Below are 12410 nucleotides of genomic sequence, written 5' to 3' on the forward strand. Positions count from 1 at the left end.
AGAGCGAAAGAGCCCTTACTCCATGCTTGCGCGCATCGAACGCTTTTGCAAGTGGTCCACTTACGCGGACGCCCTTCGGGTGCAAACCGATTATATCGATTTCACCTCGCCGCCGTCCATCCGCAATGCCGAGCCGGTCATCCAGCGCGCGCCGGGCGATACGAGGAACGCCATCAACTCGGCGATCTCTTCCGGCTCGCCGTAACGCGCGATCCCGGCGTCCTTGGGAAATTTCGCAGTAGCTTCCTCGACGGTCATGTTGTGCAGGGGCGCCCAGTGCTCCAGGTAGGAGCGCCGGCGGCCCGTCATCACCGGCCCCGGCAGGACGCTGTTGACCTGGACGCCATCGCTGATTCCCTTGTCGGAGAACGCCTTTGCCAGGGCGACGATTGCAGCGTTGATGGTGCCGACCGCGGCATAGGGCGCCTTGGGGAAAGAGGCCGAGTTTCCCGACATCAACACCACCGCCCCCTTCGCGGCCATGAGCGACGGCCAGGCGGCGATCGTGAGCCGCCGGGCGCCATGCAGCTTCAACGCCAGTCCGGCGTCCCACTGTGCCTCCGTCGTCTCGAACAGATCGACCTGGGGTACCGCCCCTGCGATATTGAGCAGGGCATCGATCCGGCCGAACGCCGCCATGGTCTGGTCGACGACAGATTGAGCGGCACGAGGTTCGGCCAGATCGGCATCGATCACCAGCACCCCGGCGCCGGCGGCCCGGACCGCCCTTGCGGTATCCTCGAGATTGGCGCGGTTTCGCGCGACCAGGGCAAGCGCCGAGAAATCGCGCGCCAGGCGCACCGCAGTCGCCCGGCCGATTCCCTGGCTCGCCCCCGTCACGATGGCGACTGATTTCGACATATGAACTCTCCCGAATGCCAAGCTTGCAAATATCAGTCGCGAACGACGACCATCTTTCCGACCGCCTCGTTCGCCTCCATGACGCGATGCGCCTCGCGAATCTCGTCGAAGCGAAAGATCCGCGCCGGCTTGACGTCCAGCCGGCCGGCCGCGGCGTCGGCGGCGATTTCCCGCAGCGGCACGTCGGAGAGCGGGAACCCGGGCGTGCCGAACACGAAGCTGCCGAAGAAGGTCAGATAGACGCCACTCGGCATCTGCAGCAGCGGATTGAAATCCGGAATCGGATCAAGTCCGCCGAGCCACCCGGCAAGACAGGAGCGGCCGCCGCGGCGAAGCATGGCGAGGGAGTCGAGCACGACACTGTTGCCGACGAGGTCCAGGACGGCATCGATCTGCTTCGCCTCGGGCAGATGGCTTGAGAGATCGCGCCGTTCAATTTCGCACCGCGCGGCTCCGAGCTTCTCCAGCATGGCAAAGCGCTCCCGGCTGCGCGTCGTCGCAATGACCCGCGCGCCGGCATTGACCGCAAGCTTGAGTGCGGCCTGACCGAACGAGGACGTCGCTCCGCGAATGACGAGAAGCTGACCTTCCTCGAGATCGAGATTTCGGAAGAGACAGGTCCATGCCGTCGCGAAGGTTTCGGGTATCGCTGCAAGCTCGGCCCAGGGCAAATCCGCATCGATCGATGCGACATTCGACACCGGCGCACGCGTGTATTCGGCGTAGCTGCCATTGATGGTTCGGCCGAGACCGCCCATCAATGCGGCCACCTTGGCGCCCACCGGAAACTCTCCGCCCGGGCACGACTTGACGAGACCGACGCATTCGATGCCGCTGATCGGCGCCGCTTCGGCCCATTCGCCCCGGCGCATGTGCATTTCCGCATGATTGATGCCGAATCCCTTGACCTCGATGACGGCATGACCGGGCTGCGGCTCGGGCTCCGGAACGTCCCGATAGACGAGGCTGTCCAGACCGCCGAATTTTTCAAGAACGATGGCGCGCATGATGGCTCTCCTGACGTCTTCCGCGGCGAGGGAAGCGGCGGTTACCCATTTGAGTTCGGCCGGGCAAGAAAATCACTGATCGCCGCTGCGATCTCCCGCGCATGAGTCTCGAGCGCAAAGTGCCCCGTGTCGAAGAAGCGCACTTCGGCGCCCGGCATGTCACGCTGAAACGCCTTCGCGCCCGCCGGCAGGAAAAAGGGATCGTTCTTGCCCCACACTGCCAGGAAGGGCGGCTTGTGCTTGCGGAAGTAGGCCTGGAATTCCGGATACATGGCGACGTTGGTCCTGTAGTCGCCGAAAAGATCGAGCTGGATCTCGTCCGCGCCAGGGCGCTCGAGATAATGGTTGTCCAGCGTGTATCCGTCGGGGGAGACCAGGGAGACGTCAGGCACCCCGTGGGTGTATTGCCAGACCGTCGTCTCCGGCGAAAGGAATGATCGCAGCACCGCCCGGTTCGCTTGCGATGCATCTTGCCAGTAGGCCCGGATCGGGCTCCAGCCTTCGCTCAATCCCTCCTCATAGGCGTTGCCATTCTGCGAGATGATGGAAACGACGCGCTCGGGATGCCGAAGAGCCATCCGAAAGCCCGTCGGCGCGCCATAGTCGAAGACGTAGAGCGAGAAGCGAGGAAGTCCGATGACTTCTGTGAACCGTTCGATCACCTGCGCCAACGCGGCAAACGTATAGGCAAAGCTTTCGCGAGCCGGCATGTCGGACTGGCCGAACCCGGGCAAATCCGGCGCCACCAGTCGGAAGCGATCCGAGAGCGCCGGGATCAGCTCGCGGAACATGTGGCCGGCCGTCGGAAATCCGTGCAGCAGCAGCAAGGCGGGCGCGTCAGCCCGTCCAGCCTCCCGGTAAAATACGCTCAGTCCGTCCACGTCCGCCTTGCGGTATCGACTGCTCGTCATCTGCGGTCCCTCCCTCGACACCTGTTGCGCCCGGTGAAATCGATGTTCCGATGGCAGCCGATCCGAGGCGGTCTCACCCGGACATTTCGTGGCTCGGGGCGATCCGGTTACAGGTTCCCCGGGGATTTCTGCCCGTACGAGACTGCCTGTCGCCTGCCCTGCCCGATCTATCGTGCCTCGGATCCATTCATTCGAACTCCCTGCGATAGTCCGTAGGAGTCCAACCCGTCGCTTTGCGAAAGGCGGAGCTGAAGGAGCTCGTTTGCGCATAGCCCAGGCTGAGTGCGATGTCCGTAATCGATGCCGCGCGATCCGCCAGCCGCAGCTTGGCGAACTCCATGCGTCGCTGCACCTGATACTGGTAGGCCGGGATTCCGAACGACTTCTTGAATGCACGGCAGAAGTGGTGAACGCTGAGCCTGGCGAGCTCGGCGAGCTTCAGGAGGCAGACCTGTTCTCCCAGATGCCCCTCGACGTACTCGACCACGATACGCTTCTGCCAACCTGCCAGACCTCCACGACTGACCGCTGCCGGCTCGCGAACAACATCGTGATCAGACCTGGACAGCTCGTGGGCGAGCACGCCGCAGAGCGCCTCGAGGTAGGGCGCGCAATTCGTCTCGGCGCTCTCGATCGCCTTCTTCAATTTGGAGGCGGTTTCCCAAACCAGCGGATCCTCGAAGTATATTCTCGGCGCGAGCCCGGCCGCGCCGTCGTCGGACTTGTGAAGCGCGGCGGGATCGAAGTAGAGGAAGGTCACCTGCGCGGACGAGGCAGTCTCATGCCATTCCCGATAGGCGCGTCCCGCCGGGACAAAGGTCAGCCTGTGCTCGGAGCCTCGCAGCTTCGACGAACAGAGGCCATCGATGGAGGTCTCACCGCTCTTCCGTGCTCCCTCGTTGTACAACGCCAGGAGATGTCTCGATCCCTGAAAGCGAAATTCAATCCTGTTGCCGACCGGGAGGTGAACGCTCTCCGAAAACCACCAGCGCCAGCCTATCCCAAGGCGCTTCACCGGCTCGGAAGGCGTTATGCTGACCGTCGGATGAAGCGCCGCGTCGGACGGCCTGGACGACAGCGTCTCGTCCACCGGCCGGATTGGCGAAGCGGAGACCGCCATCCGTGGCGTGCTCTCACTCGAATTTGATACGTACATCCCCATCGTCGTCGCCCTATTCTGTGCTCCGGATGGCCGCGTCCAATCGTCAACGAATTTCTGCACGGAGGAGATGCCCTGGTCGCCTGGATACGGGCGTTGAAGCCGCAAGCTGCACGTGGCGTTACCTCTCCGGTCAAGGCGCGCTGCCAACGCCGGCTGACAGCACCGCACAGGGACAACATGCTTTTCATCGCCGTGCCGAGCAATCTCACGCTTGTGCTGTTCCGGCCCATACTTAGGTATGGGTCGCGTGCAGGGACGGCGTCGAGATGATTCAGCAGGAGATGCCAGTCGCGAAGCTTCAGCCCTGGAGTTGGAGCGCTTCGGCCATTCGAACGAGCATTGCCGCGGTCTTTGCCCCGAGCTTCCGCATCACGCTGCCACGATGCATCTTGACCGTCGCTTCGCTGATCGAGAGCTCGCTGGCGACCTGCTTGTTCATCAGACCGGATGCCACCAGCGTCATCACTTGCCGCTCGCGCGTGGTCAGGAGTGCAAACTTCTCCTGCAACTGCGCCAGGTGCGCGCTGTCGTCGCGCCGATCGATGTCCTTTCGGATCGCGGCCGTGATCGCATCGAGAAGATCCTGATCCCGTATCGGCTTGGTGAGAAAATCGACCGCCCCCAGCTTCATGCCTCTTACGGACATGGGAATGTCGCCAAAGGCGGTCATCAGAATCACCGGGATTCCGACATTGATTTTCGTCAGATACTCCTGCAGCTCCAAGCCACTCGTGCCGGGCAATCTGACATCGAGCACCAGACACGCAGGGGCATCCGACAGTTCGACCTTGAGGAAATCCGAAGCAGATCCGTACAAGGCGACTTTGTAGTGCAGGGACTCGAGCAGGTCGCCAAGGGACTCGCGAACCGCGCGGTCATCGTCGACAATATGCACAACGCCGGAAGGAGGCATGTCTACCGGCTTTCCGACGTCTGAACCGCCTGGCGAAGCGGGAGAGCGAAGGTGAACTTCGCTCCGCACCTCCCGTTTTCTTCCACCCATAGCTGTCCTCCGTGGAGTTTCACTATCTTGCGGCAGATCGACAGTCCCAGACCGAGTCCCGCTCCCTTCGTCGTATAGAGCGTCTCGAAGACCCGCTCTCTATCAGCCGGGCTGATGCCGCCCCCCGTATCCGCGACTGCCACGGAAATCATACCATCGGCGACCCCCGAAGAGAGGGCCAAAATGCGGTTCCCGTCCTCGACCCCGGTCATGGCCTCGATCGCATTGCGCACGAGATTGAGCGCGACCTGCTGGACCTGAACACGGTCTGCTTCGACACGAGGCGATGATCGATCGAAGTCGGTACGGACGATGACCCCGGCTCGCTCGATTTCCCTGTTCGACAGAAGCAGAACCTCCGCAACAGCATCGTTGATATCGAACTCGGCAAAATGGACCTGCGTGCCCCGCACGAGAGAGCGGACCCCGGTCACAACCTCCGCAGCTCGACGTGCCTGCCTGATGATGCGCGCGACCGATTTCCGGGCCTCCCCGGCTTGAACGGGATCCCGGGCGAGCCACCGGAGGCAAGCTTCCGCGCTCATGATCATGCCCGTCAGCGGCTGATCGATCTCGTGAATGATCGAGCCGGCGAGCTCGCCAAGGGACGTCAGACCCGTCGCCCGCGCGAGCTCGTTTCGCGCGTCGGCGAGAGCCTGCTCCGCCGCCTTCCGTTGCGAGACATCCGTGATGATGCCTTCCAGCTCGAGGTCTCCCGTGGGCCCCTCATCGAATTGTCCGACGGCCACGACATGCAACGTCTTGCCGTCCCGGTGGACCACGCGGTACTCGTGCGTGAAGGGCGACTTCGTGCTGATCGCCTCGGTGAGGTCCTGCTCCAGCGCGGGATAATCCTCGGGATGGACCCGGCTCCTGAACACCTCGAATGGGACGGGGTTTACGTCCAGGTCGATATCCAGGATGCGGTAACATTCGCGCGATCCGCGGGAGAGCAGGGTCCGCGTGTTCCAGCGATAGCTGCCCATCCCGCCGATCTGCTGACCTCTGACCATCCACATATTGGTCTCGCGCAGCGCCTCGAACAGGCGGACGGATTCGAATGAGACGGCGGCCTGATTGGCCATCATGGATGTCACCCAGACGCATCGCGGCGTGAAGATCTCCGCATCTCCATCCGCTTCGAGATAGAGAACGCCGATCGCCCAGTGCTGGTGAATCAACGGCAGGCACAGCTGCGCTATCTTTCCAGACGGCGGGTTTGCGGGATCGATCAGTGCCGAGCTCTCCGCGCCGGCTTGCCTCACGACCGTTTGCTTTCGATCGAGCACTTGTTCGGCAAGGTCGCTCGGCAGGCGGAATTCGGCGTGCGGCGGGAAGGAGGCAAGGAAGTTCGCCCTCTCGCGCGGGAAGCTCGCATCGGCCTTGGCAAGCAGCTCTCTTTGCCCGCTGAGCAGGATCGCCCCCCGACTGGCCCCGGAATAACTCAGCGCCTCCATGAGGAGAGCCTTGGCCAATCCCTGATAGCTGATTTCTCTCGAGATAATCTGAAACGCCTTTGCGACCAGATCCAGTTCGTGCGTCTCGTTATCAAGCCTCATACCGAGATGTCTCGTCGTGAAAATCATTTCCAGACGTCTCGACGCATCACCCCGCCGCTTGCGTATCGAGGGGTGGGACGAGAGCGCGTCAGTACGCCGCAACATGTAACGGGACTTGCGAACGTTGCCAAGTTCGGTCGCGAGAGCTGCGGTTCACGAGCCCGCGCCATGCACGCCGTTGCGCATTGCCCCGATTTTTTTCGAAGCAGGTGTAACCGATGCGACGCTTGCTCCGAATGTCTACGAAAGTGCGGAGCAGCGGCATTGCGCCCCGCTGGCCGTCGGCATGACTCGCTTGCTGTTCAGGCCCAATCGGGGCGTCGAGACACCGGCGGGCAAGCCTGCATCGGCAAAGGACGGGAATGATGACCGCGGACTCTCCGAAGACGGAACGCCTGAATGCCCTCTCGGATGCTGTTTTTGCAGTCGTTATTACAATTCTCGCCCTGGACCTGCGCCCGCCACACGCTCCGAGCCTCGATGCTCTGTTCGAACTCTGGCCGACCGTCATCGGCTACGCGGTCAGCTATCTCTTCATCGCCATCGTCTGGGTGAACCATCACCACCTTCTGCACTATGCAAGCGCGGCGACGCCCCGACTGATCTGGGGAAACTTCGCTCATCTGTTTTCCATATCGCTTCTGCCGTTCTCGACAGCCTGGATCGCGAGCTCAAAGCTGGCGCCACTGCCCGTCACCGTCTATGCCGGCGTATTCGCCCTGGTGAACGCGACCTATCTGCTGTGCTGGGAAGCCGTCGACCGGCCGGCGATCGAGGCGATCCCGGGCCAAGCGCGCATGATGATGCGCATGCGATCCTTGACCACCCTGCTCGGCTTCCTCGCCGCAGCGGCCGTCTCGTTGCACTATCCCATGTTCGCGCTGGCCATGATCTGCATCTGCCTTGCAGTGTATCTCAAGCCTCAAGTCGCAGGACACGCGCGGCATCTTGCTTCAGCAGATACAACGATACCGCAAGCAGCACGACATCCTTCATCAGGAACGGAACGTTGCCAGTCATCGCCGGAAAGCCGCCTGCAGCAGCGTCCCAACCGTCCGGCATAAACGGAATGATCGTGACTGTTGCGATGAAGGTACCGGTCGATCCAAGGGCGCCCAGAATGCCGAGCCGCTTGCTCCAGAAGCCCGCGAATATCAAGGCACCAAAGGTCCATTCGGCGACGCCGAGGAACCAGCTGGCGCCTTGATGGCCGAAAGCGGGATAGAGCCACCAGATCAGCGGACCGTTGCTGATGAAGGGGTCCAGGCGATCCGCCTCGTACGCCCACCATTTCTGGTAACCGAAGAAGAAGAACAGGATCACCATCGACGCCCGGACGATGTGGTAATCCAGGTCTCCCGCAAGCAGCCCCGATATCGGCAGCCTGCTTGCGAATGATTTGCGCGGGGCTCTCGCCAATGTACTCATGGTGTCGATCCTCCTGATCCTAACTGACAGGCCCTTGCGTGGTCAGCGTCTGACCGAGATCGATCAGAAGCCGGCAGACAAGACCGTCGGGTGCGAAGTCGAGATCGACCTGCGCGCCCGGCAGGGCCCTTGCGATCAGTTGCGTGCCAAAGCCTCTGCGTTCGGGCTTGGTCACAATCGGTCCGCCGCGCTCGCGCCACTGGATCGCAAGACCTTGTCTGCCGAGATAGGGCGGACTCTCCCAGATCACCTCGACGGCTCCTGCGGTCGAGGTCAGCGCGCCGTACTTGCTCGCGTTGGTAGCCAGTTCGTGAATGATGACGTGCAATGCCAAGGCGATGTGCGGCTCCAGCGTGAGGTCCGGCCCCGCGAGCAGAATGCGGCCCCTGTGAAACATCGCGTGCGGCTTGAGCGTTCGCTCCAGCATCGCCGCGAGAGACACTCGCTGCTCTCCCGCGGATTCGATCATCCTGTAGGCATCGGACAGGGTCGCGATCCGTGCCGAGAGCGCCTCGCGAAAATCGGCGGTCGTATTCGCATCGGTGTTGTTCACGAAGCACAGAACGATGCTGAGGATATTGCGCATGCGATGCTGCAATTCCCTGACGACAAGCTCGAACTCGTCATCCCGGATCGGGGCGATCCGCTCAAAGTGCGCGCACCCGCTTCCGCCGTCGTGGAACGAACCGGTGACAGTGCGCCTCATGTGCAGACCTATCGCTGTTTTCTGAACCGGATTTCGATCAACACCCGCGGCAGATTTTCAGCTTCTTGTCGAGATCTGCGTCCAGACCTTCCAGTTTCCGGTTGAAGTCGGTAATGCGCTTCTGCAACGCATCCTCGGCGACTGAATTCGGCATGAATTCATTGCCGCGCGGCTGCACCTGGACCGTCTCAGCCGGGCTCGGCGCTTTCGGCGACGGCGCCGGGAGCGGATCTGCCAGGGCGGTTAGAGGGATGGCGGCGAAGCTCAGGATGAGGGATGAACGGAGTTGCATGGTCGCGCCTCAACGCAGTTGATTGCCATGGTGGCCCGCACATTGTGCAGCATATGTACGGGCCTCGCTGTTCGTGGATTGCGCCGATTGAGGCGATATTGTTGGAAATGATTCCGTCTGCGCCCCGATTCATCCTAGGGTGCCGCCGGCGCGGGCCTTTGTTCCGCGAGAATGACTGAGAAGAGCCCGCTGTCGTCAGTCCAATCGGCGACGGGATTCCATCCGCCGGCCTGCAGCAGGACGAAGGCATCCCTCCGCCCGTATTTGAGGCTGTTCTCCGTGTGGATGGTCTCGCCGTTCGACAACGAGAAGACGCGACCATCGACCTCGAAGCGGACGTCACGCGTGGCTTCCAGATGCATCTCGATACGCGCCTCCGCATCATTCCACCGCGCCAAATGGCGAAACGCGCCCAGAGGAATCGAGCCGCCCAGCTCGCGGTTGATCCGGTGCAAGAGGTTGAGATTGAATGCGGCCGTCAGCCCTTGCGCGTCGTCATATGCTGGCAGGAGAACAGCCTGATCCTTGATACGGTCGATGCCGATCAGCAGCATCGATCCGGCACCCAGGGTCACCGCCATCGCCCGCAACAGGTCGACCGCCGCAGGCACAGTGAGGTTTCCGATCGTCGACCCCGGAAAGAAGCCAAGGCGCGCGGTCGAGGCGATCTCGTCCGGCAGCGCAAAGGGATAGGTGAAATCGGCCTCGGTTGGATAGATCGGCAGTCCCGGGAATGCATGCGACAAGCCTGCCGCAACCTCCCGGAGGAATTCGCCCGAGATGTCGATCGGCACATAGGCAGAAGGCTCCGTCTCTGCCAGCAACAGTCGCGTCTTTGCCGACGAGCCTGAGCCGAATTCTATGACTGCGCGGCCCGGCCCCGCGAGCGCGGCGATTTCCGATGCTGCGGACGCAAGGATCGATCGCTCGGTTCGTGTCGGGTAGTATTCGGGCAGCAGCGTGATGGCTTCAAACAGAGCCGATCCGCGGCGGTCATAAAGCCATCTCGCCGGAATTGCCTTTGGCGCGAGGCTCAGCCCTTCCATGATGTCATAGCGGAACGCCGCCGTCAGGTCGGCCACTGTAGATCGCATTTCGTTCTGGAGTTGAAGCAATTTCGGCTTTCCTTCGCACGAAGTCTCGGTCGGCCCGGCCCGCGGCCGCAATGACGTCAGGAGACCAATGTGGACAATTTCTTCAGGCCGCGATGGATATTGATCTTGACCAGGGCCGCCGACTGTCCGGTCGCACCGGCCGCTCGCGCGATGCTCAGACCATTGAGCTTCACGAGGCGGATCACTCTCTCTTGCGCAGGCTTCAACCGCCCAAGCAGCTGGTCCAGCGCGGCAGCGCTGATCGCGGCACCTTCGTGATCCTCGATTGCGATGTCTTCGTCGAGCGCGAGCGCGCTGTAGCGAGACGCATCGCGCACACGATCGACCCATTTATAGCGGGCAATCGCCGTGACCCAGGCGCCGAAGGGCTTCGAGGCCGCAAACGTGTGGCGTTTCGCGTGAATGGCCAGGAGCACCTCCTGCCTCGCATCGTCGGCGGCGGGATAGGGAAGCCGACGCGCGTAGTAGGCCCGAAGCCACAGATCCAACTCCCGCAGCAATCGCTCATATGCGTCTCCATCCCCTGCTCGCGCCGCAAGCAAGAGCCGGCCCCATCGCTCGGAACAATCGTTCCATCTCTCCCAACGGGCCGCCTTTCGGCGATCATGTCGCGGCGAATCCGTATCCCGCCGGGGTCGTGCACGCCCGGGCTCGTCGCCGGCAGACGATTGCGTCGCCATAGAGGACGTGATCTCGTCACCCGAGAGCGCTTTCATCTTCGAAGGCTCCTGTCGAGACACTCAAGCAGCGCGCTCGTTTCGAACGGCTTTCTGAGAAGGCAGAATGCGCCGATCGAAGCCGCTTCGGCGTCCAGCTGCTTGTGAGGAAGCGCGGTAATGAGAATCACCGGCGCTCCGACCTTCTGCTGCTGGAGCTCGCGAACGAGGTTCAGCCCGCCCATTCCTGGCATGTGAACGTCGGCAATGATGCAGTCGAAGCTGAACCGGCCGGCGTAGCTCAGCAGCGCTTCGGCCCTGTCAAACGGCTCCGAGCGGTAGCCGATCGATCGCATCAGATCCACCAAAGACAGGCACAGGGCCTCGTCGTCATCGACGACTCCTACGTAAGGGACCTTCACCTGACTTACCCTCGCAAGACGCGATCATCATCGAAACGCGATCGCAACACGGGCGATTGAAGCGCAAGCCGCTCTCCAGTTGACCAGGCGGCGGCTGTCGTAACGTTCGATGCTTGTTCGCGAGAGGCACATGTTCGGTCTCCCCAACTGAGGAAAATCCAGTAGCTGCGCCAGGATCGGTTGCGCATGTCGGCCTCGAGCATGCGTTCGGTGGGTGCCTCCGACAATCTCGCGATTGTGATGCACAGACCCATACTTTGGTATGGGTTTGCATCGCCAAGGGCGAGCCACCGAGGGCGACGCGATGTCAGGCCACGCCGATCCCGGCCGCCTGCGGCCGAACAGCGCAAGTTTGAAAAATGCACGATAACCCGCGCACAGCGCGTCCTTCGAAGCTCGGCTACCGTTCAGATCACGACAGACGTCGACGCCGCCCTTGGCGCCAATCCGCGACCTCGAGGATGAGACGACATCCGATGGACCATCTCATAAAGAAACTGTCCGAGCTCGATCTGGTCAGAGGCGATTTTGACTACCATGCCACGCGTGTGGCGATGATCGTCGTCTTCTTCGTCTTCAGCTGCCAGAAATGGTTCGACTACGAAGCGCACGCGTTGATTCCGTTCATCAGCAATGGTCCGCTGATCTTCTGGCTGTATCCGGTGTTTGGCGTGCGCGGCGCGGCCTACTTCCTGGGTTCAGCGGAATTGCTGTTTGGATTGCTTCTGCTGCTCGGCTTCTGGAACAGAAGACTGGCGGTCCTGGGGTCGCTGGGTTCATGCGCGACCTATGTCGCCACCGTGACGATCATTCCGTTTTTCCCCGATGCCTGGGCCGCGCCGGCCGGCGGATTTCCTGCGGCCACGTTGCCGTTCCTCTTCCTCATAAAGGATGTCGTACTGCTTGCGGCTTCCGTCTATCTGCTCAAGCGTGACCTCCTCCGGGCAGCAGCCGACGTGTCGCCGGCTCAGAACGGGATTGTTCGACAGGAAGCGATGCAATAGTGCCGGTTGGCACTGGAAGAGCAGGATCAGCGTGCCGGGCCGCCTGATGAACGCAGCTTCCCAGCCGGCCGCCACGGCGCTGCGCGTATCCCAGGCGTGGCAGGCGATCATGCAGAGCTGCGAGGGGACGCCAAGTTCATTCTCCATTTGGGCGTAGGTTTGCGGCGACGGCTTACAGATCTTGACACTGTCCTCGCTGAATGACCTTTCGAAGAATCCCGCAATTCCCCCACGCTCAAAGCTGGAGGGTCTGAACTTCAGCCAGGTTATTCGCAGAGTGAACA

13 protein-coding genes and 1 pseudogene are annotated in these 12410 nt (G+C 62.0%); 2 read left to right on the forward strand and 12 right to left on the reverse strand.

The window, feature by feature from the left end; translation table 11 throughout:
* Nucleotides 1-90: 90 nt before the first annotated feature.
* From AB7535_RS32310 to AB7535_RS32335, 6 genes are all read right to left on the reverse strand, one after another.
* A complete protein-coding gene (locus tag AB7535_RS32310) occupies nt 91-861 on the reverse strand; it encodes an SDR family oxidoreductase (RefSeq protein WP_208068721.1) in 771 nt (256 codons plus the stop codon).
* A 32-nt stretch (nt 862-893) separates the two neighbouring features.
* Complete coding sequence (locus AB7535_RS32315; RefSeq protein ID WP_354102392.1) at nt 894-1868, reverse strand: zinc-binding alcohol dehydrogenase family protein; 975 nt, start codon at nt 1866-1868, stop codon at nt 894-896.
* A gap of 41 nt (nt 1869-1909) precedes the next feature.
* Complete coding sequence (locus tag AB7535_RS32320; RefSeq protein WP_354102391.1) at nt 1910-2779, reverse strand: alpha/beta fold hydrolase; 870 nt, start codon at nt 2777-2779, stop codon at nt 1910-1912.
* A 187-nt stretch (nt 2780-2966) separates the two neighbouring features.
* Nucleotides 2967-3899, reverse strand: coding sequence for a helix-turn-helix transcriptional regulator (locus AB7535_RS32325; protein ID WP_439037452.1), 933 nt, complete (start codon nt 3897-3899; stop codon nt 2967-2969).
* A gap of 340 nt (nt 3900-4239) precedes the next feature.
* Entirely contained in the window at nt 4240-4854 is a 615-nt protein-coding gene (locus tag AB7535_RS32330; RefSeq protein ID WP_166078228.1) for a response regulator transcription factor, read from the reverse strand.
* Nucleotides 4855-4856: 2 nt separating this feature from the next.
* Nucleotides 4857-6503: an ATP-binding protein gene (locus AB7535_RS32335; protein ID WP_354102389.1), complete on the reverse strand. Its 1647-nt coding sequence runs from the start codon at nt 6501-6503 to the stop codon at nt 4857-4859.
* A 362-nt stretch (nt 6504-6865) separates the two neighbouring features.
* On the opposite strand from AB7535_RS32335, the gene AB7535_RS32340 reads away from it, so the two are divergent.
* Nucleotides 6866-7567 (forward strand): TMEM175 family protein, encoded by a 702-nt coding sequence (locus AB7535_RS32340; RefSeq protein ID WP_439037453.1) that lies wholly within the window; start codon nt 6866-6868, stop codon nt 7565-7567.
* On the opposite strand, the pseudogene AB7535_RS32345 reads toward AB7535_RS32340, so the two are convergent.
* From AB7535_RS32345 to AB7535_RS32370, 6 genes and pseudogenes are all read right to left on the reverse strand, one after another.
* Nucleotides 7494-7931 (reverse strand): annotated as a pseudogene (locus AB7535_RS32345) (YkgB family protein); the annotation flags it as partial. The gene AB7535_RS32340 and the pseudogene AB7535_RS32345 sit on opposite strands and share 74 nt — an antisense overlap.
* A gap of 19 nt (nt 7932-7950) precedes the next feature.
* Nucleotides 7951-8637, reverse strand: a complete 687-nt coding sequence (locus AB7535_RS32350; protein WP_354102387.1) for a sensor histidine kinase — start codon at nt 8635-8637, stop codon at nt 7951-7953.
* Nucleotides 8638-8674: 37 nt separating this feature from the next.
* Nucleotides 8675-8929: a hypothetical protein gene (locus tag AB7535_RS32355; RefSeq protein ID WP_063980878.1), complete on the reverse strand. Its 255-nt coding sequence runs from the start codon at nt 8927-8929 to the stop codon at nt 8675-8677.
* 134 nt (nt 8930-9063) lie between these two features.
* Nucleotides 9064-10023: an L-histidine N(alpha)-methyltransferase gene (gene egtD / locus AB7535_RS32360; protein ID WP_354113442.1), complete on the reverse strand. Its 960-nt coding sequence runs from the start codon at nt 10021-10023 to the stop codon at nt 9064-9066.
* Nucleotides 10024-10100: 77 nt separating this feature from the next.
* Nucleotides 10101-10532 carry a sigma-70 family RNA polymerase sigma factor gene (locus AB7535_RS32365; RefSeq protein WP_354113441.1) on the reverse strand — a complete coding sequence of 144 codons (432 nt, stop codon included), beginning with the start codon at nt 10530-10532 and terminating at the stop codon, nt 10101-10103.
* 224 nt (nt 10533-10756) lie between these two features.
* Entirely contained in the window at nt 10757-11122 is a 366-nt protein-coding gene (locus AB7535_RS32370; RefSeq protein WP_063980875.1) for a response regulator transcription factor, read from the reverse strand.
* Nucleotides 11123-11598: 476 nt separating this feature from the next.
* On the opposite strand from AB7535_RS32370, the gene AB7535_RS32375 reads away from it, so the two are divergent.
* Nucleotides 11599-12126 (forward strand): YkgB family protein, encoded by a 528-nt coding sequence (locus tag AB7535_RS32375; protein ID WP_354102384.1) that lies wholly within the window; start codon nt 11599-11601, stop codon nt 12124-12126.
* Nucleotides 12127-12410: the final 284 nt, after the last annotated feature.

The sequence above is a fragment of the Bradyrhizobium sp. 956_D2_N1_4 genome (genome assembly GCF_052076025.1).
Taxonomy (GTDB): Bacteria; Pseudomonadota; Alphaproteobacteria; order Rhizobiales; family Xanthobacteraceae; genus Bradyrhizobium; species Bradyrhizobium barranii.